This window comes from Candidatus Pantoea bituminis (assembly GCF_018842675.1).
Taxonomy (GTDB): Bacteria; Pseudomonadota; Gammaproteobacteria; order Enterobacterales; family Enterobacteriaceae; genus Pantoea; species Pantoea phytostimulans.
This window is the reverse complement of sequence record NZ_JAGTWO010000004.1, coordinates 3218964-3243286: the sequence shown is the minus strand read 5'-3', so window position 1 is coordinate 3243286 and position 24323 is coordinate 3218964. Positions and strand designations below refer to the sequence as shown.

20 protein-coding genes, 3 tRNA genes and 3 pseudogenes are annotated in these 24323 nt (G+C 51.7%); 12 read left to right on the top strand and 14 right to left on the bottom strand.

Translation table 11 applies throughout. The features are described from left to right. Positions 1 to 10: 10 nt before the first annotated feature. Together KQP84_RS19080 and pdxR are read right to left on the bottom strand one after the other, a co-directional pair. Positions 11 to 793 (bottom strand): IclR family transcriptional regulator, encoded by a 783-nt coding sequence (locus KQP84_RS19080; protein WP_215847715.1) that lies wholly within the window; start codon positions 791 to 793, stop codon positions 11 to 13. 155 nt (positions 794 to 948) lie between these two features. Next, positions 949 to 2385, bottom strand: coding sequence for a MocR-like pyridoxine biosynthesis transcription factor PdxR (pdxR, locus tag KQP84_RS19075; RefSeq protein WP_252515309.1), 1437 nt, complete (start codon positions 2383 to 2385; stop codon positions 949 to 951). Between the two features lie 98 nt (positions 2386 to 2483). Between pdxR and KQP84_RS19070 the strand changes: the two genes are divergently transcribed. After that, positions 2484 to 3188 (top strand): GNAT family N-acetyltransferase, encoded by a 705-nt coding sequence (locus KQP84_RS19070; RefSeq protein ID WP_215847714.1) that lies wholly within the window; start codon positions 2484 to 2486, stop codon positions 3186 to 3188. Between the two features lie 185 nt (positions 3189 to 3373). Here KQP84_RS19070 and opgB read toward each other — a convergent pair whose 3' ends face one another. Together opgB and KQP84_RS19060 are read right to left on the bottom strand one after the other, a co-directional pair. Beyond that, entirely contained in the window at positions 3374 to 5665 is a 2292-nt protein-coding gene (gene opgB, locus KQP84_RS19065) for a phosphatidylglycerol--membrane-oligosaccharide glycerophosphotransferase (protein ID WP_215847713.1), read from the bottom strand. A 216-nt stretch (positions 5666 to 5881) separates the two neighbouring features. Continuing rightward, positions 5882 to 6271 (bottom strand): tautomerase family protein, encoded by a 390-nt coding sequence (locus KQP84_RS19060; protein WP_215847712.1) that lies wholly within the window; start codon positions 6269 to 6271, stop codon positions 5882 to 5884. 120 nt (positions 6272 to 6391) lie between these two features. On the opposite strand from KQP84_RS19060, the gene KQP84_RS19055 reads away from it, so the two are divergent. Continuing rightward, complete coding sequence (locus KQP84_RS19055) at positions 6392 to 7312, top strand: LysR family transcriptional regulator (RefSeq protein ID WP_215847711.1); 921 nt, start codon at positions 6392 to 6394, stop codon at positions 7310 to 7312. Here the strand turns inward: KQP84_RS19055 and KQP84_RS19050 are convergent. Next, complete coding sequence (locus KQP84_RS19050) at positions 7286 to 8305, bottom strand: glycosyltransferase family 32 protein (RefSeq protein WP_215847710.1); 1020 nt, start codon at positions 8303 to 8305, stop codon at positions 7286 to 7288. The genes KQP84_RS19055 and KQP84_RS19050 overlap by 27 nt on opposite strands. A 717-nt stretch (positions 8306 to 9022) precedes the next feature. Between KQP84_RS19050 and KQP84_RS19045 the strand changes: the two are divergent. Continuing rightward, positions 9023 to 9972 (top strand): annotated as a pseudogene (locus KQP84_RS19045) (beta-propeller fold lactonase family protein). Here the strand turns inward: KQP84_RS19045 and KQP84_RS19040 are convergent. Continuing rightward, complete coding sequence (locus KQP84_RS19040; RefSeq protein ID WP_215847709.1) at positions 9969 to 10523, bottom strand: histidine phosphatase family protein; 555 nt, start codon at positions 10521 to 10523, stop codon at positions 9969 to 9971. The pseudogene KQP84_RS19045 and the gene KQP84_RS19040 overlap by 4 nt on opposite strands. Before the next feature lie 584 nt (positions 10524 to 11107). Between KQP84_RS19040 and KQP84_RS19035 the strand changes: the two are divergent. The 4 genes and pseudogenes from KQP84_RS19035 to KQP84_RS19020 all read left to right on the top strand — a co-directional run bounded on the left by KQP84_RS19035 (position 11108) and on the right by KQP84_RS19020 (position 16010). Then, positions 11108 to 12499 (top strand): annotated as a pseudogene (locus tag KQP84_RS19035) (MFS transporter). 66 nt (positions 12500 to 12565) lie between these two features. Continuing rightward, positions 12566 to 13598, top strand: a pseudogene (locus KQP84_RS19030) (LacI family DNA-binding transcriptional regulator). Beyond that, complete coding sequence (locus tag KQP84_RS19025) at positions 13595 to 14581, top strand: nucleoside hydrolase (protein ID WP_215847708.1); 987 nt, start codon at positions 13595 to 13597, stop codon at positions 14579 to 14581. Before KQP84_RS19030 ends, KQP84_RS19025 begins: the two are co-directional and overlap by 4 nt. Positions 14582 to 14789: 208 nt before the next feature. Beyond that, positions 14790 to 16010 carry an MFS transporter gene (locus KQP84_RS19020; RefSeq protein WP_215847707.1) on the top strand — a complete coding sequence of 407 codons (1221 nt, stop codon included), beginning with the start codon at positions 14790 to 14792 and terminating at the stop codon, positions 16008 to 16010. On the opposite strand, the gene KQP84_RS19015 is transcribed toward KQP84_RS19020, so the two are convergent. From KQP84_RS19015 to KQP84_RS19005, 3 genes are all read right to left on the bottom strand, one after another. Further along, positions 16007 to 16471, bottom strand: a complete 465-nt coding sequence (locus KQP84_RS19015; RefSeq protein ID WP_215847706.1) for a YbaK/EbsC family protein — start codon at positions 16469 to 16471, stop codon at positions 16007 to 16009. The two genes, KQP84_RS19020 and KQP84_RS19015, sit on opposite strands and share 4 nt — an antisense overlap. A gap of 96 nt (positions 16472 to 16567) precedes the next feature. Continuing rightward, positions 16568 to 17359: a siderophore-iron reductase FhuF gene (fhuF, locus tag KQP84_RS19010; RefSeq protein WP_215847705.1), complete on the bottom strand. Its 792-nt coding sequence runs from the start codon at positions 17357 to 17359 to the stop codon at positions 16568 to 16570. A gap of 193 nt (positions 17360 to 17552) precedes the next feature. Beyond that, positions 17553 to 18650: a GGDEF domain-containing protein gene (locus tag KQP84_RS19005; protein WP_215847704.1), complete on the bottom strand. Its 1098-nt coding sequence runs from the start codon at positions 18648 to 18650 to the stop codon at positions 17553 to 17555. Between the two features lie 229 nt (positions 18651 to 18879). Between KQP84_RS19005 and KQP84_RS19000 the strand changes: the two genes are divergently transcribed. After that, positions 18880 to 19164 carry a DUF1435 domain-containing protein gene (locus KQP84_RS19000; RefSeq protein WP_215847703.1) on the top strand — a complete coding sequence of 95 codons (285 nt, stop codon included), beginning with the start codon at positions 18880 to 18882 and terminating at the stop codon, positions 19162 to 19164. A gap of 50 nt (positions 19165 to 19214) precedes the next feature. Here the strand turns inward: KQP84_RS19000 and KQP84_RS18995 are convergent. The 4 genes from KQP84_RS18995 to rsmC all read right to left on the bottom strand — a co-directional run bounded on the left by KQP84_RS18995 (position 19215) and on the right by rsmC (position 20719). Beyond that, positions 19215 to 19301: transfer RNA gene (locus KQP84_RS18995), tRNA-Leu, on the bottom strand. Between the two features lie 28 nt (positions 19302 to 19329). Then, positions 19330 to 19416 (bottom strand) — tRNA-Leu (locus tag KQP84_RS18990). A gap of 31 nt (positions 19417 to 19447) precedes the next feature. Then, positions 19448 to 19534 (bottom strand) — tRNA-Leu (locus tag KQP84_RS18985). A gap of 153 nt (positions 19535 to 19687) precedes the next feature. Further along, positions 19688 to 20719 (bottom strand): 16S rRNA (guanine(1207)-N(2))-methyltransferase RsmC, encoded by a 1032-nt coding sequence (gene rsmC, locus KQP84_RS18980; protein WP_215847702.1) that lies wholly within the window; start codon positions 20717 to 20719, stop codon positions 19688 to 19690. A gap of 106 nt (positions 20720 to 20825) precedes the next feature. Between rsmC and KQP84_RS18975 the strand changes: the two genes are divergently transcribed. From KQP84_RS18975 to yjjG, 3 genes are read left to right on the top strand one after another with little or no spacing between them, the layout of a single operon-like run. Beyond that, positions 20826 to 21236, top strand: coding sequence for a DNA polymerase III subunit psi (locus KQP84_RS18975; RefSeq protein ID WP_215847701.1), 411 nt, complete (start codon positions 20826 to 20828; stop codon positions 21234 to 21236). Beyond that, complete coding sequence (rimI, locus tag KQP84_RS18970) at positions 21208 to 21648, top strand: ribosomal protein S18-alanine N-acetyltransferase (RefSeq protein ID WP_215847700.1); 441 nt, start codon at positions 21208 to 21210, stop codon at positions 21646 to 21648. The genes KQP84_RS18975 and rimI overlap by 29 nt, the downstream gene beginning before the upstream one ends. A gap of 19 nt (positions 21649 to 21667) precedes the next feature. After that, positions 21668 to 22348 carry a pyrimidine 5'-nucleotidase gene (yjjG, locus tag KQP84_RS18965; RefSeq protein ID WP_215847699.1) on the top strand — a complete coding sequence of 227 codons (681 nt, stop codon included), beginning with the start codon at positions 21668 to 21670 and terminating at the stop codon, positions 22346 to 22348. Between the two features lie 207 nt (positions 22349 to 22555). Here the strand turns inward: yjjG and KQP84_RS18960 are convergent, their stop codons facing one another. Further along, entirely contained in the window at positions 22556 to 23236 is a 681-nt protein-coding gene (locus KQP84_RS18960; RefSeq protein ID WP_215847698.1) for a YtjB family periplasmic protein, read from the bottom strand. 107 nt (positions 23237 to 23343) lie between these two features. Here KQP84_RS18960 and serB point away from each other — a divergent pair, with 107 nt between their 5' ends. Continuing rightward, entirely contained in the window at positions 23344 to 24321 is a 978-nt protein-coding gene (gene serB / locus KQP84_RS18955) for a phosphoserine phosphatase (protein ID WP_215847697.1), read from the top strand. Positions 24322 to 24323 lie beyond the last annotated feature (2 nt).

The window sequence follows — 24323 nt, the reverse complement described above, 5'->3', positions numbered from 1 at the left end:
GTTCTCCGAGTTATGAGGCGTGTTTTTCCGCCGGGCTGCGCCAGCCCAGCAAACGAGAAATATCGCGAGCGCAGGCAATAGCCAGGCCCGCGAGGTAATCGCGCTTGTCGTCGTCAATCTCTAAACGCGTACCGACTAACGAAATCGCGGCGACCAACTGCTGACGGACGTCAAAAATCGGTGCAGCAACGCAGCGCACATCAGGAAAATCTTCACCATTATCAAAGCTCCAACCCTGACGGCGAATGCGGGCCAGTTCGGTATACAAGGCATCTGCGCTGCGTAAGGAGGTGGGCGTAACGGCAACAAAGCGCAGCGATTCAATGATGCGCGCCTGCTCTTCGGCCGGTTGCCAGGCCAGCAGGCACTTGCCAATACCGGAGCGATACAGCGACAGGCTTTTTCCTTCGTGCGAACGCACGCTGATGGTGGCGGCAGATTCAAGTTTGAGGATGTAACAGGCGTGACCGCTATCAATGATGCCGAGATGGCACAGCAGGTTGGTTTCCTGCATTAAACGCGTCAGACGCGGACGGGCAATATCGCGAATATCCATGTGCTCAAGCGCATGACCCGCAAACTCCACCAGCCGCGTCCACAAACAGTAATGATCGTTACGATCAACCGTGATCAAGCGCTGTTTTTTGAGTTCAGCAAACAGCAGATAAGCGCTGCTTTTTGGCAGCGCCAATGCCTCAATGATCTCGGCAGCGCTGCATGGCCCGTGTTGCGCAATAAAGTTGAGAATAGCGATGGCGCGCGTAAGCGCCGGAACAGGCGTTACTTCCAACATACTGGACTCCAGTCTAAGGATCTGGAGAGCAGTGTTGTGTTTTCGTTAATGGAGAAATGTGAGCTATTTCAAATTCATCGCGCCAGACCGCTTTGGGCAAACAATGGCGTACAAGAATGTGAGACGTGCCGCGTTGCCAGTACAGTTGGCTGTACTCAGCGCAGTAAACGGCCCACTTGCTGAGCACCTGCAACGATCTGCGTGTCGCTGGTATTGCCGTAGCCCAATACCAATCCCTGTTGTTTGGGGTCAGCAAGATAAAACGTCGAGAGCGCAGCCGGGGCAAAACCTGCCTGCCAGAGTGCAGCGGCCAGCGCCACATCATCTTGATTTTCTTGAAGCTGTAGGACTAAATGCATGCCGCTGTCGCCACCCAACAAAACAACGTTTTCGCCCAGTACGCGTTGCAATTCGGCGCGCAATTTGGCCTGACGTTGACGATACAACCGGCGCATTTTGCTTAAATGACGGCTGAAGTCGCCACATGTTATAAAGCGCGCTAACGCCTGCTGTTCCAGCCGATTGCCGCCCCGCAGTAATTCGTGCAACGCAGGCCGGATGCGTGAAAGCAGATGTGCGGGTAGCACCATAAAACCGAGCCGCAAAGCAGGAAACAATGTTTTGCTGAACGAGCCGAGATAAATTACCGGGGCGCGCTCTCTCATGCCTTGCATGGCAGCAATCGGCTCGCCGCGATGGTGATAATCGCCATCGTAATCATCCTCAATAATCCATGCCTGATGCTGTTGCGCAGCAGCAATCAGCGCCAAACGTCGTGCCGCACTCATCACCACACCGAGCGGATATTGATGCGTTGGCGACGTGTAAATCAGCCGTGGCGGAACGTTTTGCCAGTGACGCTCCTCTGGCGCGAGACCGTGTGCATCAACGGCAATCGGGATGACCTTAAGGTCACCAGCATGCATCGCGGCTTTGGCACCGCGATAACCCGGATCTTCAACCCAGCCGGTTTCACCGGGATTAGTCAGCAGTGTGACGCAGAGCGATAAAGCCTGCTGCGCGCCTTCGGTGATCACAATCTGCTCCGCCGTGCAGCGCACACCACGCGTCATACTCAGATGCTGCGCTAAAGCCTCACGCAGCGCGCTTTCTCCAAGCGGATCGCCATAACCCAGCAGGCGGTGCGGCGTTTGGCTTAGCACGCTGTTTAACGCTCGACGCCATGCAGGAAATGGAAAATGGCTTAACGCTGGCACGCCCGCACGCAGCGGGTATTCTTCGCTGTTGGTGCGATGGCTGGAATGCAACGACGTCAGGCGATTGGCCAGCGGCAAAGAAGCGGGCAGGTCAGCGGATTTGAGCATGTGAGGCGATACCATGGGGCTAACGCGGCTGCCTTGCCGATCGCTCAGCACATAACCTTCTGCCTGCAAATGTGTCCAGACATTGATCACCGTATTACGCGAAACTTGCAGCTCGTTGGCCAGTTGGCGTGTGGCCGGTAGTCGGGTGCCCGCAGGAAGATGGCCATTGAGAATAGCCTGTTTAATCCGCTGATAAAGCTGTTGCTGCAGCGTGACATCTTTAGCCGTGAGGGGAGCAAACAGCAACGAGGAAATATAAGACGACAACAGGCGCTCCGTGGATCCATCATTTTCCACCATTGTGGCGCTTTTTAAGCGACCAGCAAAGTGGCAATCTGCTTTCATCATCTCAATCGGGAGGCAGCATGTCACAGCATACGAATCAATATGGTCAACCCGTTGGCCAGTCTTTGGACTGGCAGGAACGGCCTTATCCGCAGCGTGAAATTTTTATCGGTCAATCATGTCGTCTTGAGCCGTTTAGCGTGGCAAAGCATGCCGATTCGCTGTTTGAAGCCTATTCGCTGGCGGAAGATGGCCGCGACTGGACATACATGTTTGTCGGCCCGTTTACCCATAAGCAGGCTTGGCTGGAGAGTGCAGCGCAGATGGAAAGCAGCCGCGATCCGCTGCATTTCGCGGTGATTGACCTGCAAACGGAAAGGGCAGTCGGCAGCCTGGCGCTGATGCGCATCGAGCCTCAGCATGGCGTAATTGAAGTGGGCCATGTCGCGTTTTCACCGTTATTAAAGCAGACGCGAATGGCGACCGAAGCGCATTACCTATTGATGCGCTATGCCTTTGAGCAGCTCGGTTATCGTCGTTATGAATGGAAATGCGACAGCTGCAACGCCCCTTCACGCCGTGCGGCGGCGCGGTTGGGATTCCGCTATGAAGGGGAATTCCGTCAGGCGATTGTTTACAAAGGCCGCACGCGTGACACCTGCTGGTTCTCAATCATTGACGGCGAATGGCCGCAGGTGAAAAGCGGCTTTGAACGCTGGTTGCATAGCGAAAACTTTACGCCGCAAGGAGAGCAGCGCGAGAAGCTGGAGGCGCTGCGCCGTTAATGGGCATCTTCACGGAATGTCATGCTGTCAGGTAAAAATGTACGTCATGGCCGCCATCACCCGGGTGGTGGCCATGACCATCAGTAACCTTTTATCCAACGCATACCGTTTTTCAGCCTAGCGACATCGACCTTAAGCTGCGGCACATCAGTTTTGCGTTGTGCCCAAAATGCAGAAGTTGAAGGTTAACCCTGCGGCACTATTTTTATATCCACCATACCGATGCCTAACTTACGTGGATCCTGGCCGGTGATATTGCCGATGTTACTCAATTGCGGTTCCGGTGGCACAATAATCAAATTATGGCTGCCGTTGGGATTATCAAAATGCAGCGTGGTGGTGGAGAACTCCTCACCTAAGGTCAGCAGCTGCTGCTGATCGCCGACACGCACGGGAATAGGACGATGTACGTTCGGGCCAAAGGCGCGTGCGGTGATCACCAGATCAAACTTCTGCGGCAGTGGATCGACATACTCAATTTTCACTTCCGGCGCGAGATTGGCGTTCGACCAGCGTCCCCAGCTTTCCGGACGCGAGATACCGCTAAAGCTTTTTACGCTGTTAGGTGCACCCGGTACGGTTAATAAAAAGCGATCGGCCTGATAGCGAATATCATTATCCAGCACGCGAATCTGCGCGAGGTTACGTTGATATTGTGCATCGCTGGTGGTGCTTGCTGGAAATTGCACTTTGCTCTTCCACTGCGGTTTATCAATCCGCGTCACGGTGGGTTGACCGCCCATTTGCCCCATCGCCAGACAATAATCGGTGGAAAGTGCCAGTTCGGGTTTCCATAAACGCGCCATTTTAAAGCAGCGATCGACCCAAACGAATTTATCCGTTGAGACAAAATCGGCCAGCTGATAACGCAGCGGTGCTGAATATTCCCCTTCTGGCATCGGCTCAACGTGCTTATCGTTTACGCGAAACAGAATCGGTAATTTGAAGGTGGTACCGGAAAAGCTGAAAGAGTTTTTCGCGGTATCAATGGTGAAACTGTCCATTTTCTTAGGGAAATTCCACAGTTGAATGATATCGGGCTTCCAGCTCAGTACTTTGCTCTTCAAATCATCAAACTGGGTTGAAAGAGAGATAGAAGAAAGGTTGCTGCGACCCAAACCGATAGCGTTATCTCCGCCCAATATATCCAGCAGCGTCGCGCCGTTATCCATGGTGCTGCGTTTAGTCTCGATCACTTCAGCTTGCGGTTGATCGCCGCGAATAATCATGTAGAGGTCACGGCGCGGCTGTTTTACCAAATATTGATGCGCGGTGTTGTTCATCGCCAGATGATCCGATGTCACCACAATCACCGTATTTTTGAACCAGGGTGACGCTTTGATGCGTTCAATCAGGCGCGCTACATGTTCTTGTGAGCAGGCAACGGCACTGAAAGATTGGTTGGGTTTCCCGTCAAAGCTGTAGCTCTTGCGTTGGCAGCTACGCGAAATAAATCCGTCAGGATGATGTGTGTCTACCGTCAGCGTAAACAGCGCGAAGCGTTTCTGTTGACGTGATAGCTCTTCATATTTCTCAAACACTTCATCCATCACCGTGTCATCGTAATATCCCCAGTTATTACGATAAGTGGGATCGGCAACGCGGCTTTTAAGTTCTTGCGAACCATACATATTGGCAGGGCTAAAACCGTGGGATGTCAGGAAAACATCTTTACCGGCAAAGCGTAAATCTGCGCCCTGAATAAACCAGTTTTCGTAGCCGGAATTTTTCAGGATGTCGCCCAGGCAAACGTTTTGCGGATAAAAGCTGGAAAGCGAAGCTGACGCGTTACCGTCGAAAGGCGCGAACAGCGGAATGCCGCATTGCGATGAAACCATGCCTGCGATGGTGTAATCGGTGCCAGGCAGCTGTTCGGTATTGCTGAAGTCGATGCTCTGTTCTTTTTCACGGCTGAGTTCTGGTGCCAGCCCCGGAAAAGCCTGCTCATCAAAATAGGTGCGCTCCAAACTTTCACCGTAGATATAGACCACGTTGAGTTTAGGATGGTCGATACGGTTTTTAGGCACTTTATAAAAGTTTTCAAAATCTGAATTCGCTTGCTGGGTATGGGAAGCGATCAGCGAAGCGACCTGACGAAAAGCGGGCGTGGTTTGCACAGAACCCACAGCACAGATAAAGGCCAGTAGGCTCCAGCCGAAGTTGTGGGGACGCGCACGACGACGCAGCAGCCACGACAACAGGCAAAAGAGTGAAAACAGCACAATAATCAGCCCGATAGCGGGCACGACATATTTGCTGATACCGGCGCCGGTCAGGCTGTTGGTCAGCGTATAGAGCACCGCATCATTGATGCCGTCGCCGGTAAAATAGTTGCTGGCATAAAGGGTGGCGTTGAGCACCACAAACAGAACAAGTAATAACAGGACAACAATGAACCAAAATTTATTTCGCCCGGCTTTAGTGGAATAAATTGCAATAGCGGCCAGAAACAACACGACTGACACTAATTCGGACAACGTCAATTCCTCTCTTCAGGTGAGTACGCAGCGCCTTGCGCAATCGGTCATTTTCATAATAGTTTTTTCGACAATCTATCTTGGCTGTCACACGGCTGCAACACATCCGATCAGAATTGTGGAGTGGAAGAGGAAATGGTTTAACGGCGGTTTAAAGTTGATGTGATTTGCACTGACGGCGGTCACAAAACACCGTCAGTGAGGCGCTGGAAGAGGTTACAGTTTACCGGTCAGGTATTGCGCTTCGCCGTCCGCGAAACTCCAGTCGCCTTTGTCGTTGGTGATAAAGCTGATCATTAAATCATTGCCCTGCACACCGCAGTTTTCACGCAGTTCACGTGCCAGCTCCGCCATAAACAGCTGTTTCTGTTCGCGGCTACGCGGACTGGTATAGACGCGCACCATCACCAGATTGTCACTGCGGTTGAAACCTAAACCGGTATCCTGAAAAACCATCTGATAGCGCTTATTTTCCTGAACAATCTGATAACGATCGCGCTCGGGTACGTTAAAAGCGGTCAAGACGGCACGATGAGCAGCGTCTAACAATGTGCGTAATTCTGACTCAGAACGACCTTGAATAACATCGAATTGCAGCAAAGGCATGGCGGTTCCCCTGATTTTAATAGAAGTTTACTAAAGGCTGATGACCTCATGCTGCCTGCTTCCACCGCAAAGAAAAAGCGCGTACGCTGAATTGATTATTCACTATATTGAACAATCATCATGAAAGAGATGAAGACGGATGCGCTGTGGGAACATCTTCATTGGCTGACGATACTGGCAGAGCAGGGCAGTTTTACCCGCGCGGCTGAACGGCTGGAAGTGAGCAAAGCGTCGATGAGCCAAAAGATTAAAGAGTTGGAAGCGATGGCGGGTGTGTCGCTGGTGCAGCGCACTACGCGCAGCGTGCGCTTGACCTCGGCAGGCGAGAAGCTGGTTGAGGATTTGCGCGAGCCCTTTGCGCGCATTGAACAGAGTTTTTTCAGCGTGCGTGATACCGCCGGACCCGTTCGTGGTTTAGTCCGCGTAACCGCGCCGGTTGCATTTGCCCGCCAACACTTAGTACCGCTGATTGGGGATTTTTTGCGTGAATTTCCGCAAGTACGATTGCAACTGGATGTTACCGATCGCATCGTCTCGCTAAGCAGCGAAGGATTTGATTTAGCGATACGCCACAGCGACACCCTGCCTGAAACCCACGTCGCGCTGCCGCTGTGTGAAACACGTACGCTGCTGGTGGCGTCACCCGGTTATTTAACGCAACAGGGCCAGCCGAAAACGCCTGAGGATTTGGCGCAGCATAACTGCCTCTATTATCCCCGTGGTGTTGAATCACCTCGCTGGGCCTTTGCTGCTACGCACAGCAGTGAACGCGTGCAGGTGCGTATTCAGGGCTGTTTTGCCACCAATAACAGTGAGTCGATTAGGGATGCAGCACTGCAAGGATTGGGGATCGCAATGTTACCGGACTTTAGCGCCAGCGAGGCGTTAAAGTCCGGCTCATTGCAGCAGGTGTTGGCGGACTGGCAAGCCGTCGATGCCTTTGCGGCTCAATTATGGATTGTGCGCCCATGGGCAGCACAGGTGCCGCGTGCAGTAACGACATTTGCGCAATGGTTACGCGCGCGCTTTGCTCATTACTGATGGCAGCGCCAGCGGCGCCGGTGCCGCACCGTGTACCATCTCACCAATCAGGCTGGTGCGATTGTACAAGCCAAGCCGCAGGTTAAAATCAAGATGCAGACGTTCATTCCCGGTCAGTTTGATGATGGGCGGTGGCGTCTGCGGACGCTGCTGAAACAGCACGGAGCGAGCAAAAGCATCGCTGTTGTCGGCGTGCAATCCCTGATAGAAAAAGGCGTTGGCTTCACCCTTGCGCAGATAAAAGTTAATGCGGCGATATTCACGAATCGCGACTTGCTGTGCCAGCGACAGCAATTGACGTGAAGGATTATCAATGTTCTGCACAATCAGCGCGAAGTCATCGCGCTTTTTCATTTCCTGAAAATAGTTCTGGATACCGACGTTTTTCACGGGGGCCAGCTGCCTTAACCATTCACGCATAAAGGGATTTTGCGGAGCGGCAGCCAGAAACCAACCTTCAGTCACCGGCGAAAGGAAATTGATCGTTGAGCTTTCACGATAATATCCAATTAAATCCATTGGACGTTCCTGATGCACTTTATGTACCCAGGAAAGATCCTCAAATAATAGCGTGCTGCAATCAATCCCAATGCCGCCATAACGATAGAGCAGCTCAAGCCTGATAATGTCACTTTTGTGGGCTGGGGTCAGATCAGATGAAATAAATCTGAGATCCGGTAACCATTGTGAGAGCGTGCGTCGGGTAATAATATTGACGTCGTGATCGGGATTATCCTGGCGTAATTTCTTAATATTTATCGCCATTGATTTTGGCAGATGGTCATCGTGCCAATACATCCAGACAATTTTAGGGATGTCTGGCAACGATTTTTGCTGCGACATCAACACCACATTCTGTTCCTGCCTGGGATCATATTCAGGCGCACGGACTGCGCTCTGTTTTTTCTTATTCCAGAGCATTTGGCTGGTAAAGGATATTCTTTTCCAGTTGCGCCATAACTTATGCGCAGGACGTTGGCTAAATAGAGTCATGGTGCACCTGTTATTATCATTATACCCATTAAATTAACGCTGCAGATGCGGTCTTTGTCCCAGTCACTTACTGATGTAAGCGCCCAAAGATTCACGCGCTTGCCGACGTGCTGCAACCTGAATTAATGAAAATAAACATCTTCATCCTTCATGCTGCAAATAGCCTGCTCTGCTCCCGCTTCCCTTAACGACTTACCGCAGTAAGTTTTAGGGTATTAACACGCTTGCCGCCTCGATTAAACTCAAATTATTTAGGGATGAAACCCGCTACATTTTTGGCGGCATATGCATGCCTGCAACGCGAATTGCATGGGTAGATTATGGTTTTCCCTGATGATGACGCAGTGTTAAGCGCGCGATAGTTTCCTCACGGCTGTGTAAAATTGCACTGCACCTTCTTAATAAAACATTCCTAACGCATTAGCTATTTCTTTTTCAGACTTTAGGAAAAACCGGAATTAAATCGATCAGGAAGAATTTATATTAAGTTAGCCAATGTTAATCTTTTATATAAGATTTATTACTGCTGCACGTTTTTTTAATTAAGGAAGTTCTTAATTTTTTACTGCACTCTCCTGCTACAGCAGGGTTTCAAACATTCAGGTCGGACAGTTGAGCTTAACTCCGTGCTTTAACGCGGCTCATCTATAGGTTGGCTCGCACCGAGTAACGGTGATTGTCTACGCTTAAGGAAGGCTTACAGAGAAAGGAGACGATATGCAGCATGAATCGAGCGGTTTGCTGGCGGTAGATAAACGAGGCAATCGTGTACTGTTTCTCAATCCTGAAACTTTTGCGGTGCAGCAAGAGTTAAACGCCTTTCCACCGAGACCACATGAATTACTGATGCTCACGCCGTGGAAAAAGCGTATGTGCCGATCTACGGTGATGGCATTCACGGCGACAATCCGCATCCTGGTCATAAAGTGGCGGTGATTGATTTACGGCGTCGTGAGATCAGCGGTTTCATTGATATGTCGCCGCTGCGTGCGCCACACAGCGGCCAGTTGGGACGAGACGGCAAGGTTTACCTCTGCTGTGAAAACAGCGCGATGGTTGCGGTGATTGATCCCGCGACCGACAAAGTGGAAAAAACCATCCCCATTCCCTCGCACAATGCGCATCGCCTTACGCTGTCACCCAGCGGCCGCAAACTGTTTACCGATAACGAAGAGGACGCCAGCATCACGGTGGTGGATTTGTGTGAAGCTGAGGGGCGCGTCATTGACAATATTTTATTGCCTGGCCCGATTGCGGGGATCGCTGCTTCACCAAAACATCCCTATCTGGTGGCGAGTGCTGCCGATGCGCCGTCGCTTTATGTGATCGATCGACAAAGCCATCGCATTCGTCAGCGGCTGGCGCTGCCGGGTCATCAACAACCTTGTCAGGTGGTGCGCTTTAGCCCGGATGGCGAAATGCTGGTAGCAATAGGTGATGGTGAACCGATCGTGACGCTGTTTGACGATCTGCTTAATCCGTTGGGCGATATCGTGGTAGGTAATAAACCGATGGATGGGTGCTTCAGCGCCGATAAACAGCAGTTACTGATAGCCAACGAAGATGATGGCACGCTGAGTGTGATTGATTTAGCCCAGCGAAAAGTGATTGCAACACCGCGCGTGGGCACGGGCTGCGAAATACTGAGTTACTTCAAGCTGGATTAGATAAAAGGGCGGTGATAGATCGCTGAACTCCAGTGGCGGCTGCTGGCATGTTTTTCAGCCTGCCAGCCGCGTTTACGCAATTCACGGGCAATCATCTTGTTCATAATGCCGTGCCCGAGCAGTAGCACGGTACCGCGTTGGGAATGTTCAATCAGTTTGTCAGCCGCTTGTGAGGCGCGCCGGCGCGCGTGCCGCAAGGATTCCGTTTCTCCCGCATAGCCACACAGCCACAATAAGCGCAACAGCGTCAGCCAAACCGGGGTAGGCAGATGAACCCGTTCAGATCGCAGTAACGGAATCGCCACTTCGCTGAAGAGATCATCGATTTCCTGTGGATGTAAACCGAGCTGGACGAGAGAGGAACGGGCACGCGGCAGCGGGCTACAGACCACCACTGCGGCCTGGCGAGCAATATGGATGCTGCGTTCAGGTGGCAGATCGCTGACCAACGCGAGATCGTAAGCTTCGCACCAGTCAGCCAGCGCCTGCGCGTTGATCCGTCCACCCACATGATGGTCGGGTTTACCGTGTCGCATCAAAATAATCGTCATAACACTCCTGCGGTATCTCCTTTTAGGGTAATGCATTGTCACCATATGCCAATCAGCTAACGTATTTTCGGAATAAACCGCTGTTGTCATCACGTTGTAATAGCGCTGTGCGACAACAGCAGGCGATGAAAGGCATCAGGCTACGACTGCCTTTAATGATAAGAAAAAATACTCTTTAACGACGCGTTCAATCTTTTTATTTGCGCTATTTCGTCACTAATAGGTTGAATTAGCAATAAAAAAGAAAATGACGCGTTGTAATAATGAAATTATTTTAACATTTTAAGGTAACGTTGCTTGATTTATCTACGCGCGTAGATACACTGTGGCCACAGTGATTGCTCTGGGTGCTTGAGGCACGGTAGGCGCAATAATGGTGATGTTACTTTCGTCTGGTTTACGCGACCGATTAACATAAGATCGGCGGTAAAGACGGAAAATAAGATTCCAACACCAGGGAATTCTTTAATGACCTTTCATCATGGTTAGCCAACTGAACGTCTCTGCCGGGCCGTTCTGCTGATAAGCAGAGAATTGACCCACGGAAGGGCGTTTATCCAACTGCATTTTTCAGGGATAGGGTTATGGCAGCACAACATTCCGTTAAGCAACAGGCATCACTGTCTTCCACCTCTGCCGCCGATGCGCGGTTTAATACCTCTTCCGGCCGCAAAGACTTCTGGCGCGCCACGTTCTCTTGTTGGCTAGGCACGGCAATGGAGTATGCAGATTTCGCACTCTACGGCCTCGCTGCGGGCATTATCTTTGGGGATGTTTTTTCCCGGAAGCGACGCCCGCGATGGCATTACTTTCTAGCTTTGCAACCTGGTCAGTTGGCTTTATAGCCCGCCCGATTGGTGCACTTTTTTCGGCTGGCTTGGCGATCGTAAAGGCCGAAAAGTCGTGATGGTCACTACCATTATCTTAATGGGTGCTTCAACCACCTTAATCGGGTTAATTCCCAGCTATGCCGCCATTGGCGTGTGGGCACCCGCGTGTTTGGTGCTGCTGCGCTTCACGCAAGGGTTGGGCGCAGGGGCGGAGCTTTCTGGCGGTACGGTAATGCTAGGAGAATATGCGCCGGTTGAACGTCGCGGCCTGGTTTCTTCTGTGATTGCGCTGGGGTCAAATAGCGGCACGTTGCTGGCTTCACTGGTGTGGCTGCTGGTGGTGCAGATGGATCAGGAGAGTTTGCTGGCATGGGGCTGGCGTATTCCCTTTCTCAGCAGCGTAGTGATTGCACTGGCAGCGCTGTGGATCCGCCGTAACCTGCGTGAAACGCCGGTTTTCGAGCGCAAAAAGGCGGAGCTTGAAGCTGAACGAGCGCAAACCCTAACCACGCATCGTCAGGATGTAGATAGCCGCCCCTTCTGGCAGCGTACCCGCGCTTTCTGGACCATGGTGGGGCTGCGCATAGGTGAAAACGGGCCTTCTTATCTTGCTCAAGGTTTTATCGTGGGCTATGTCGCTAAAGTGTTGATGGTGGATAAATCGGTGCCAACAACGGCGGTATTTTTAGCTTCGCTGCTGGGTTTTTGGTGATTCCACTGGCGGGTTGGCTCTCCGATCGTTTTGGTCGCCGTATTGTTTACCGGGTGTTCTGCCTGTTGTTGATGATCTATGCATGGCCTGCCTTTACGCTGCTTGATACGCGTGAGACGGCAATTGTCATCCCGGTCATTGTCGTGGGCATGGCGCTGGCGTCGCTGGGTATCTTTGGCGTGCAGGCGGCGTGGGGCGTGGAGCTGTTCGGCGTCAATCATCGCTACACTAAAATGGCGGTAGCCAAAGAGCTTGGCTCAATTTTGTCTGGCGGTACGGCGCCCCTGATCGCTGCCGCAATGCTCTCTTATACCGGACATTGGTGGCCGATTGCCGTCTATTTTTCTGCCATGGCGGCGATTGGATTCTTCACTACTTTTGTTGCGCCCGAAACGCGTGGGCGCGATCTCAACCTGCCAGAGGATGCGATTTAATCTGGCAATATTTGCTCAGCTGCGGAGTGTGCTGGTGCGCTTCGCACGTTGATTTAAGGAGACGCCTTGGCTAATCAGCCGACAGGTAAAGTGACACGCAGTGATGTCGCAAAAGTCGCAGGCACGTCGGTGGCGGTGGTCAGTTATGTCGTGAATAACGGGCCGCGCCCGGTGGCGGAGGCTACCCGGCAGCGCGTGCTTGATGCCATTAAGCAAACCGGTTATCGGCCTCAACGCAGCTGCGCGTGCGTTGGCGTCTGGCAATACCAAGACTTTTGGCTTAGTAGTGCCCAATATCAGCAATCCTTTCGTTGCCTCAATGGCACACATGCTGCTGCAAGAGTCGCTTAATCACGGTCACGTTATGTTGCTTGGCGACGCAGGCGATGACCGTAAGCGCGAACTCGAACTTATTCAGGGTTTACTCAACCGTCAGGTTGACGGCCTGTTTTACAACAGCGTCGATCGCCATCCCTATATTGATGTGATCAAAGCCAGCGGCACACCGTTGGTGATGCTGGATCGCGTTGAACCGCAGCCGGGTGTTGGCATGCTGCGGGTGAATGAACGTCAGGCGGCGTATCAGGTTTGTGCGCATTTGCTGAGCCACGGTTATCAGCGTGTCGGCATGATCAGCGGCCCAAAAGAGATGCTGAACGCACAGGATCGTGTTCAGGGTTGGCGCGACGCGATGGAGGAAAAAGGCTTAACGGTGGATGAATCACTGATTTTTCCTGCCAGCTATTCGCGGCAGGGCGGATACGATGCCGGCCTGCAAATGCTCGCCAATAATCAGATGCCGCGCGCCTTATTTACCAGTAATGAAGGACAGGCCATTGGCTGTATTCGTGCCTTTGCTGAACAAGGCATTCGGGTTCCAGAAGATGTGGCGTTGGTCTGTTTTAACGGTACCGAGCAATCTGCCTTTCATGTCCCCACGTTAACCACTGTACGCCAGCCGCTGCGTGATATGGCGCGAAGCGCCATTGCCATGCTGAAAAACTGGGATGGCGAAGCGAAGCTGGAAGAGTTTCCGCATCAGCTTGAAATTGGTGAATCTTGCGGCTGTCAGGTCAGCATTAACCTAAGAAGAAAATGAAAAGAATTATTATTGATTGTGATCCGGGAAACGGCATTGCGGGTGCCAACACTGACGATGGGCTGGCGATTGCGCTGGCTCTGGCATCGCCTTTGTTATCGCTGGAATTGATTACTACCGTTGCAGGAAACACGCCCTGCGAAACCGGTGCGCAGGTAGCAAAAGATCTGATTGTCCGGCTCGGGTTGGATATTCCCGTGGTGCAGGGCGCGACGCAGGCCTTGCAGGAAGATCCCGCACCCTGGCGTGAAACGCTGGATAAGCGGGTTGAAAAGCTGGAGCTTGTGAAGCTGTGGCAAGGCGTGCGTCAACCCGATGCTGTTATGGCCGACGGTGACGATGCAGCCGAGGCGATGGGCAAACTGATTTGTGATAATCCCGGTGAGATCACGCTGGTGGCGATTGGGCCGCTGACCAATGTCGCACTGGCGATGCAGCGCTATCCGGCGATGGCAGAATCCGTGGCAGAAATCGTTATTATGGGCGGCGTCTTTGCCTTAGATGACTACATCAAAGACACCAATTTCGGTGTGGATCCCGAAGCCGCGCATTATGTATTACACAGTGGCGCAACGTTGACGCTGGTGCCGATGGATGTCACCACGCAAACCCTGCTTACCCAGCAAGATCTCACACGACTCACCGATATTGATCATCCACTGACGCAGTTTGTGCGTGAAACGTTGCGCCCGTGGATTGACTATTCCATGCGTACGCGTCGTCTGCCGGGCTGCTGGATCCACGATGCGCTGGTCGTCGCCTGGCTACTCAATCAGCGCGTTGCTTGCGGCATCGATTATCGGGTCGATATCGAACTGCGCGAAGGAGCAACCCGAGGTAAAAGCTGGCGGTATCGTCAACCGCTGCGCGTTGATGTTGGCATTCCTGCTCACTGCGGTGCGCTGGTGCATGTGCTCCACAGCGTGGATAATGATGTATTGCTGGCGATTATTCAAAAGGCATTTGCCAGTCTGAAAAACTGACTTTTGGGCGATTATCTCGCCCATTTCCCTTCTCACATCTCCAGACACGCTTATTTACAGCCTGAAGCAGAGGCTGACAATTAGTTAGCACGCTAATCCTTTCTGACATGATATATACAAAAGCTTAACAAGCTCGTAACTCAGCAACGGGTTGCGCCCACAATAATTTCGGCCAACGAGCCGGAAGCCTCTCAGACAGGATACTCCTATGTTTAACTGGACTTCGACCCAGCGGAATGTGGCGTTTGCTAGCTTCGCCAGCTGGACGCTGGACGCCTTTGACTTCTTTATCTTGGTGTTTGTATTGAGCGACCTCGCGCAATACTTTCACACCTCCGTTTCTGATGTATCAATAGCGATCATGTTGACGCTGGCGGTGCGACCGATTGGTGCGCTGCTGTTTGGCCGGTTAGCGGAAAAATATGGTCGAAAACCGATCTTGATGCTGAATATCGTGCTGTTTTCACTGTTTGAATTACTTTCAGCCTGGTCGCCTAGCTTCGGTGCTTTCCTCGCGTTCCGTGTTATTTACGGCGTGGCGATGGGCGGGATTTGGGGCGTGGCGTCATCGCTGGCGCTGGAAACCATTCCAGACCGCTCGCGCGGCTTGATGTCAGGTATTTTTCAGGCGGGTTATCCTTGCGGCTACCTGCTGGCATCGATCATTTTCGGCCTGTTTTTCGAAACCGTGGGCTGGCGCGGCATGTTCCTGATTGGCGCGGTGCCTATTCTGCTGCTGCCGTTTATCTATTTCAAAGTGCCTGAATCACCGGTGTGGTTAGCGGCGCGTGAACGTAAAGAGAGCTCGGCGCTGCTGCCCATTATTCGACAGCACTGGAAGATGTGTATTTATATGGTGCTGTTGATGGCCTGCTTTAACTTCTTTAGCCACGGCACCCAGGATCTTTATCCCACTTTCCTGAAAGTTCAGCATCAGTTCGATGCGCATACGGTCAGCATCATCGCCATTAGCTACAACATTGCAGCCATGCTAGGCGGTATTTGCTTTGGTGCGTTGTCGGAACGTATTGGCCGTAAAAAAGCGATTATCCTGGCGTCCTTTCTGGCATTACCCGTGTTGCCGCTTTGGGCTTTTTCCAGCGGTTCATGGGCCATTGGCGCCGGTGCGTTTTTGATGCAGTTCATGGTGCAGGGCGCGTGGGGCGTAGTGCCCACTTACCTGACGGAACTGGTTCCCGCTAATGCACGCGCGGTGCTGCCAGGCTTTGTTTATCAGTTAGGTAATTTGATTGCTTCAGTGAATGCCACGCTGCAATCACGTATTGCCGAAGCGCACAGCGGCAATTACGGATTGGGCATGGCGATAGTGGCGGGTACGGTGGCGATATTGATCTGCGTACTGGTGGCGTTTGGCCGCGAAACGCGCGGCATTGAGATTTCAGGTGCGCCAGCGAAAGCGTCCCCTTAACGTGCTTCGCACACGTCCACCCATTTCGCCGCAGTAAGATCGGCCATTTGCTGTGGCGTAATACGCACGGCGCTATGGATGGCGCCCGCTGCCGGTAGCACTTCATCGAAGCTGCGCAGCGACACATCACAATAAACGGTGAGCGGGTTTTCCAGGCCAAATGGGCAAACGCCGCCAACCGGATGCCCGGTCCAGTTGATCACTTCATCCACGCTTAACATGCGTGCTTTAGCGCCTAGCGCCGCTTTCAGTTTGCGATTATCAAGCCGTGCATCGCCGCACGTAACAATCAAAACCACTTCACCTTTGACTTTCAAGGACAACGTTTTGGCAATTTGCCCTGGCGCAACGCCATGAGCGCGTGCAGCCATATCTACCGTGGCGGTGCTTTCTGCCATCTCAATAATGTCAATTTCAGGGGCGTGTTCGGCAAAGAACTGGCGGACCGACTCCAGACTCATCTTACTCTCCAGGCTAATCGAAGGCATAAAAACTGCCATAAGCCAGGAAAGCTGTAAACGAGATAAAGAGAGAATTCGTAACAGAATGCGCAGGAATCAGGTTGGATTTAGGGTGCAGTTACCACATTGCTCAACATCAGGAATGCGGTAGCGCTGACAGCAACTGCGACGCACCATCTGGCCATTACGCGGCAGCATGGTGCGATAGAGCGGATTATCGCTACCATCCAGCAGGCGGCTGGTAAAAAACAGCGCTTGTTCAAGCTGTAACACCACATGCTCTTCCAACTGGGTTTTCAACTCACCAATAAACCAGGAGAAAGAGAAACCCATGTTATTCCAGATGAGCCTTGCGTTGATGTCACCGTGCTGAGCAATGCCATTCACCACAGGAATCAGGTGTTGCTGAATGAGTCGATCAATACGCTGTTGCGCATTGAGATAGTGCGCGTCTTCATCTTCCTGCACATCAATCCAAAAGGTGCAGGGATAACCGTTTTCATGAAACGCCACGCGTATGTGCTCTACAGAACAGTCTAGCGCGCGCGGTTCAAGTAATAGCGCCAGCATCAGCGGTGGCAACAGCAGGCCAAAGTACCACTGCGCCCACAGGGATTGCACCGGTTTGGCTTCACGAACGGCCTCAGGATGATTGCGATAGAGATAATCACTGTAACGCTGGGTAAGCGGGATAAACGCATCGGACGAGGACCATTCCGCTAACGTCATCGTTGGCATGGTGGGCTGCCCAAACTTAATCACTTCCAGCATGTAGCTACGCTGCGTGCGCATCAGCTCATGTAAAACATCCGCCAGCGACTGATGATTTTGCATGAAAATCACCGGTTGGGCGCTAAAACGATGTTGCTGTTCAGATACAGTTGCCATGCCAACTCGCAGCGGAAAGTGGAGATAAGAAAGCAAATGATAATCGTTATTGATTCTATCTACAAGCTGAGTGAGCGTGCTGGTTATTCTGTTTAATTTGTAGGGTTTAATTAAGTCATTAATAGGAACTTATAGGGCAGAATAGTGCAAGCGATGGATAAAGCAATATTATTGCCCACCATCGCCGCATTAATTAATGTGCTTCGCTGGATGACATGACATTGGATTTCGGTAAATCCTCCCAGGCAAGAATTGTATTTCTTCCCTGATTCTTCGCCACATATAACGCACGGTCAGCGTTCGCAACAGCCTGATCAAATTCGTTATCATAGATAGGCGCAATCCCGGCGCTAATAGTAACGTGAGTAGAAACACGTTCGTTAAAGCGATGAGGAATTTCTAAATCCACCACATACTGACGAATTCTTTCAGCCAGTTTCATGGCTATCGAGGCATTTACGTTGGTCATTAATACCAAAAACTCTTCACCGCCGTAGCGTGTGACTACATCACGCGAGCGTACCGCATCACGAATCGCTATTGAAACGCGTGCCAGCGCCTGATCGCCCATCGCATGACCGTAATTATCGTTGTAGGCTTTGAAGTGATCGATATCCAGTAACAGCACATAATGGCTGCCAGCATGATTATCCAGAATATTGTCTAAACGGTTTTTTAGCCCGCGTCGGTTATACAAACCCGTCAGCGGATCGAGCATGCTGAGATCGCTAAAATTCTCTTTTTCTTCATAAAGTTGGTGCATCAATCGCAGGGTGAAGTGATCGGTGCGACGTCGCATCAGATGCTGCAAGGAGAAGCCGATCAACGGCAGGGCGATGGTCAATAAAATCAATGCAAGGTGTTCGCCATTGTCCAGCAGCAGCACGGTTAACACCGGCGGCGTGATATTCAGACAGAAAGCCAGCAGATAATCACTCAGGGCGATGGCGCTAATAAAGAACACGCTCAACAAGCTGATGATCAAAAAGCTACCATCAAAATAAAAAACCAGATGGTAGCGATAGTTAATATGCCAGGCCCACAAGGCGCCAAGAATGAAAGCAACAGGATTTAATAGCGGTAATTTTAGTTTGGGCTTGATTAAATAAAGGGCTAACAACGCTGCGCTTAAAAGCGTAACGAGGATAACCGGCAGCGTCATTTCACTTTTCGCCAGACCTATCACCGGCGCCAGACAAAATAGCGACACGGCGATATTTAAAAATAATAAAAGCATCAGCGATAGCCGATATTTGCTGTGTTTCAATTCATCATAAGATTGTATTTTCATTATAATTACTCTTGACGGCTCTGAAATACCAAAGCGCAAGCCGGCAGAAAATATTCTGCGACGGACAATAAACAAATTATTGCTGTGTTCTAAAGAGAGTTATCGGCCGCAATTTAGCATTTTCCAACTGGTCTGTCATCTTCCCGGCCAGGCAAAGTAAAAACAGGCTGCAGGAAGAGAATAATTGTCATATGATAATGGGAATGCTTATCATTTGAGGGGTTGGGCAATGGTTATGGCGATGGTTGCCGCCTGCGGTTTGTGGGGATTCAGCTGGATGATGGGGAAAAAACTGGATAGTGCGTGGGGAATATTATTGCCCTGCGCAGCGCTGCCAATATTTGCGCTGTGGGAACCGAGCTTTAGCCAATGGCGAATCGTAATGATTGTGGCGCTACTGCTGACAGTGGTGATGTTATTTAATCGTCACCTGCGTCATTACCTGCTGTTGCCATCTTGCCTGGCATTAGCCGGTGGATTAGCAGCAGTTTCAGTGAATTTTCACGCGATATGATTGTTTAGCGTTGGGAATAGCGGGAAGTACAACAGAAAGGATGACAACGTTGGTGCGAAGAGAGGGACTTGAACCCTCACGTCCGTTAAGACACTAACACCTGAAGCTAGCGCGTCTACCAATTCCGCCACCTTCGCATCGCGTTGTCTTTTCATATCACCGCATTGGTGCGAAGAGAGGGACTTGAACCCTCACGTCCGTTAAGACACTAACACCTGAAGCTAGCGCGTCTACCAATTCCGCCACCTTCGCGCAGTGCTGTGCGATATGAAATATGTGATTTTGGTGCGAAGAGAGGGACTTGAACCCTCACGTCCGTTAAGACACTAACACCTGAAGCTAGCGCGTCTACCAATTCCGCCACCTTCGCATACCCGTAACACTTGATAGTATTACAACCACGGAGGCGCATTTTAGAGATTTTACCCATTGCGTCAATAGATATTTCACGGTGATGAAACGATCGCTGCAAAAAGCAACGTTTTCACCACCGCAAAAGCAAAGTTAACGCAAAAACAGGTTTTTAACGGGCTTTCGCACCGCGACCGTAAACGGCACGATAAACTTTGAAACGGCCAGTTTGTGCCAGCACTTCATGGTTGCCAAACGTTTCGTCTAACACCTGTGGATAGGGCAGGAATGCATTGGCAACAATACGTAACTCTCCGCCGCTGTTAAGGTGTTTTACCGCACCGCGAATCAAGGTTTGTGCGGCGTCCAGGCTGGTTTGAACACCCTCATGGAAAGGCGGGTTGGAGAGGATCAGATCAAAACGGCCGGTCACGTCTGAGAAGACATTACTGGCGAACACTTCACCTTCCAGTCCATTCGCTGCCAATGTCGCTTTACTGGCTTCGATTGCGGCGGCATGGACGTCGCACAGCCACAGACGCACCTTTGGAGAATGACGCGGCAGGGATGCGGCAATCACACCGGCACCGCAACCGATATCCAGTACTTTACCTTTCATGTGCGGCGTCAGCGTTGACATCAGCAGCGCGCTGCCAGCATCCAGACCATCACGGCTGAATACGCCCGGCAACGTATGAATGGTCAAATCATCGAGTTGATAAGTATTGCCAAACGCGTTGGCATCAAACTCGGGTTGCGTCTCCAGACGACCGTGATACAGACCACAACGGCGCGCGCTGTCGATCTTTTCCAGTTTTACATACTTTTCCAGCATGCCTTCGGCGCTGCGCACGCCGCTGCGGTTTTCACCCACCACAAACACATCGCAGCCTACCGGCAACATTGACAGCAGATTTTGCAGCTGAAACTGCACTTCTGGTTTGTTCTTGGTCCAGAAGTAAACCAGCGTATCGCAGCCCTGCACGTCTTCTGCTTGTGCAACCATCCCGTAACGCGCCTGCTCGCCCATTCGGCGACTCAGGTTTTGCCAATGATGATATTGCTGGGTATGCACGCGCGATGAAGCGGTTTCCAACTGAGCGGGCAGGTCATCCTGCAAATCACCAGCAAACAGCACGTGGCGGGCGGTAAATTCATCACTGTGGCGCAGAATAACTTCGCTGGCCGGGGTAAAAGCAGACATGTAGGGCTCCTGTAAGATCTGAGCGGGGATTATAGTGGTTTGTTGGCGCATGTACGATGGGTTTGCTAGCATAGCGTCGCATTCAGGCAGCAGAGCAGGTAACACCATGACGTCCAGGCGCGACTGGCTTTTACAGCAAATGGGAATTACGCAGTACCAACTGCGCCGACCGCGCGTGCTACAGGGCGAAATTGCCGTCACGCTGGCAGCGGAGACACGCTTAGTTATTGTGGCTGAAACAGCGCCCGGTTTACAGGAGCCGATCATTCGCGACGTGCTGCATGCGCTTAATTTGCAAAGCTCACAAGTCATGATGGTGACGCCGGAACAGCTGGAAATGCTGCCGGAAAAACTGGATTGTGCGGGCTGGCTACTGGGCGTTGAAAGTGAACAGCCCTTTAATGGCGTCGCGTTATCGAGCGCCTCCTTCAATGAACTGATCAGCAGCGGCGCGGCAAAACGCGCGCTCTGGCAACAGATGTGTAACCATGACAGCCATCTCTTTTCTCACCCCTGACGATCTGGCTCAGGCTTTTGCCATTGAACGTCGTAGCCATGCTTTTCCCTGGAGCGAACAGACTTTTGCCAGCAATCAGGGCGAACGTTTTTTAAATCTCCGACTTGAAGTAGAAGGCAATTTGGCCGCCTTCGCTATCACGCAGGTCGTATTGGATGAAGCCTCACTATTCAATATTGCTGTCGACCCCGCTTATCAGCGGCGTGGCTTAGGTCGCCAGTTATTGCAGCACTTAATCGATCAACTGATTGAGCGTGATGTCATGACGCTTTGGCTGGAAGTTCGCGCCTCAAACCTGCCTGCCATCGCGCTCTATGAACAGCTCGAATTTAATCAGGTAAGCCGTCGCCCTAACTATTATCCCACCGCTAGCGGACGTGAAGATGCTTTGATCATGGCGCTGACGCTGTAAGGAATTTAAAGGAGCTTTGATGTTAGAGAACTGGGATTGCATCCTGTTTGATGCCGATGACACCCTTTTCCATTTTGATGCGTATGCCGGATTGCAGCGCCTTTTTGCTGGCTACGATGTGCAGTTTACCGATCAGGATTATATTGACTATCAATCGGTTAATAAGCCGCTTTGGGTCGATTATCAGAACGGCGCCATCTCAGCACTGCAACTACAAACGCGTCGCTTTAACGGCTGGAGTGAAAAACTCAGTATCTCACCTGAAATTCTCAACAGCGGTTTCCTCTCTGCAATGGCTGAGATCTGTACGCCACTGGAAGGGGCTGTCAGCCTGATGAACCTGCTACACGGTAAGGTCAAGATGGGGATTATCACCAACGGCTTCACCGCGTTACAGCAAACCCGATTAGAGCGTACTGGTTTCCGCGATTACTTCGACATCTTAGTGATCTCTGAGCAAGTTGGCGTGCCAAAACCGGATGCACAGATCTTCGATCACGCGCTTTCATTGTTGGGAAATCCGCCGCGGGATCGCGTGATGATGGTAGGGGATACACCGGAGTCCGATATTCTTGGTGGTATGAATGCAGGCATTAAAACCTGCTGGCTGGATCATGGCACGCGCCCGTTACCCGCGCATATCACGCCTGACTGGCAAATCAAACGTCTCTCAGAACTGGAAATCATTCTTAAAGCGTAACGCTGCTTTTAATGATTAAACGGGTTATAAAAACCACCTGTCATCGCGTTGGGTGGTTTTTTTATTTACGCGTTATCGGATTGGAATACATCATCATTCGGTCAATCACCGCCGTGCTAAGCAGATAGCGTGCGAGGGGAGCATATCAGCCTTGTCAATTTGCTTGCGCAACCTGGTCCTCCCTTAACCAGCAAAAGCGTTAACGACTTAAACCCGCTTTTCCTCGGCTTTTTCATCGCGTTCCGCTTTGGCTTCTTCTTCATCCCGATCTTCTTTTACGGGTTTACTGGCTGTCAGCAGGAAAGGGGATTGTTGCCAGCGAGTACGGCGATCGCGCAGCAAAGTACGGGTGAGAATGATGCCAATCGCTAACGCCAGCAGCATCATCAAACGCAAAATATTGGTGGTGTTATCGACCTGGCGTGATTCCGTTACCAACACATGCGTATCCAGCGTCACCCGCAGAAAGCCGAGCGGGCCGTCGCTGTTCCTCAGCTGTTGGACGATTTGATGATTGAAATAGCTGCCAGCGCGTTTGCCATCCAGCGCCAAACGATCGCGAACATTGATATTTTCGCCGCTGTGCGCCACCAAACTGCCATCGTCATCATAAACCGACGCATCAAGAATGCGGCTATTAGAGGTCATCTGATCAAGGATACCCTCAATTTTATTGCGATTATTTTCACTGTTGTCCATCAACGGTTGCAGGCTGAAAGCCACCTGATTCGTTAACGTGTGCGCCAGCTCTTCTACCTGTTCCGAGCGCGCCATTTGATGGCCGAGACTAAACCAGGACGCGCCCTGCATCAGGACGACCAACAGCGCCATCGAGATGAGTACAATCACCGTACGATGTAAGCGAAATTTCAGTGCAGTTTTAGCCATCGATAACCCGTGTCACGTCACAACAGAAAGCCTGGAGATTATGTTGCCAGAAGCAGCGCAGACAAGGTAGCCTCTTGCGTGGTTTTGTTGTGCCTACAGGAGCTCTAATGCCAAATCGTCTTACCTGGTGCGATCTGCCCGCCGATGTTTCACTCTGGCCGGGTTTGCCCCTTTCTCTGAGCGGTGATGAAGTGATGCCGCTGGATTACCGCGCTGGCCGAACCGGCTGGTTGCTTTACGGTCGCGGACTGGATAAACAACAGCTGACCGATTATCAGCATAAACTCGGTGCGGCGATGGTGATCGTCAGCGCCTGGAACGTGGATGAGTATCAGGTGATTCGCCTGGCGGGTTCGCTAACGCCGTTCGCCAGCAAACTGGCGCATGACGCCGGGCTGGATGTGGCGCCGTTGGGCAAAATCCCGCATTTGAAAACGCCAGGTCTGCTGGTGATGGACATGGATTCCACCGCCATCCAAATCGAATGCATTGATGAAATTGCGAAGTTAGCCGGCAGCGGCGAGCTGGTTGCCGAAGTGACTGAACGCGCCATGCGCGGTGAACTCGATTTTACCGCCAGCCTGCGTCAGCGCGTAGCGACATTAAAAGACGCGGACGCCAATATTCTGAAACAGGTGCGCGATGAATTGCCGTTGATGCCAGGCTTAACCACGCTGGTACAGAAGCTGCAAGCGCTGGGCTGGCAGGTGGCTATCGCCTCGGGTGGGTTCACTTATTATGCTGAATATCTGCGCGATAAGCTGCATCTGGCTGCGATCGTCGCCAATGAACTGGAAATTCGTGACGGCAAGCTGACCGGTGAAGTCATCGGCCCGATTGTTGATGCACAATATAAAGCAGACACGCTGAAGAAGCTGGCACAGCGTTTTGATATCGCCCCGGAGCAAACCGTGGCGGTGGGCGATGGCGCTAACGACCTGCTGATGATTAAAGCATCGGCGTTGGGCATTGCTTACCATGCTAAACCTAAGGTGAATGAGCAGACGCAAGTCACCATTCGCCACGCCGATTTGATGGGTGTTTTCTGCATCCTCAGCGGCAGTCTGATTCACGAAGAGCGTTAACA

Bases quoted from the DNA above. Each gene is read 5' to 3' on its own strand.
- KQP84_RS19080 (WP_215847715.1), bottom strand. From the start codon at position 793: ATGTTGGAAGTAACGCCTGTTCCGGCGCTTACGCGCGCCATCGCTATT.
- KQP84_RS19070 (WP_215847714.1), top strand. From the start codon at position 2,484: ATGTCACAGCATACGAATCAATATGGTCAACCCGTTGGCCAGTCTTTG.
- KQP84_RS19060 (WP_215847712.1), bottom strand. From the start codon at position 6,271: ATGCCTTTGCTGCAATTCGATGTTATTCAAGGTCGTTCTGAGTCAGAA.
- KQP84_RS19055 (WP_215847711.1), top strand. From the start codon at position 6,392: ATGAAAGAGATGAAGACGGATGCGCTGTGGGAACATCTTCATTGGCTG.
- KQP84_RS19050 (WP_215847710.1), bottom strand. From the start codon at position 8,305: ATGACTCTATTTAGCCAACGTCCTGCGCATAAGTTATGGCGCAACTGG.
- KQP84_RS19040 (WP_215847709.1), bottom strand. From the start codon at position 10,523: ATGACGATTATTTTGATGCGACACGGTAAACCCGACCATCATGTGGGT.
- KQP84_RS19025 (WP_215847708.1), top strand. From the start codon at position 13,595: ATGAAAAGAATTATTATTGATTGTGATCCGGGAAACGGCATTGCGGGT.
- KQP84_RS19020 (WP_215847707.1), top strand. From the start codon at position 14,790: ATGTTTAACTGGACTTCGACCCAGCGGAATGTGGCGTTTGCTAGCTTC.
- KQP84_RS19015 (WP_215847706.1), bottom strand. From the start codon at position 16,471: ATGAGTCTGGAGTCGGTCCGCCAGTTCTTTGCCGAACACGCCCCTGAA.
- fhuF (WP_215847705.1), bottom strand. From the start codon at position 17,359: ATGGCAACTGTATCTGAACAGCAACATCGTTTTAGCGCCCAACCGGTG.
- KQP84_RS19005 (WP_215847704.1), bottom strand. From the start codon at position 18,650: ATGAAAATACAATCTTATGATGAATTGAAACACAGCAAATATCGGCTA.
- KQP84_RS19000 (WP_215847703.1), top strand. From the start codon at position 18,880: ATGGTTATGGCGATGGTTGCCGCCTGCGGTTTGTGGGGATTCAGCTGG.
- rsmC (WP_215847702.1), bottom strand. From the start codon at position 20,719: ATGTCTGCTTTTACCCCGGCCAGCGAAGTTATTCTGCGCCACAGTGAT.
- KQP84_RS18975 (WP_215847701.1), top strand. From the start codon at position 20,826: ATGACGTCCAGGCGCGACTGGCTTTTACAGCAAATGGGAATTACGCAG.
- rimI (WP_215847700.1), top strand. From the start codon at position 21,208: ATGACAGCCATCTCTTTTCTCACCCCTGACGATCTGGCTCAGGCTTTT.
- yjjG (WP_215847699.1), top strand. From the start codon at position 21,668: ATGTTAGAGAACTGGGATTGCATCCTGTTTGATGCCGATGACACCCTT.
- KQP84_RS18960 (WP_215847698.1), bottom strand. From the start codon at position 23,236: ATGGCTAAAACTGCACTGAAATTTCGCTTACATCGTACGGTGATTGTA.
- serB (WP_215847697.1), top strand. From the start codon at position 23,344: ATGCCAAATCGTCTTACCTGGTGCGATCTGCCCGCCGATGTTTCACTC.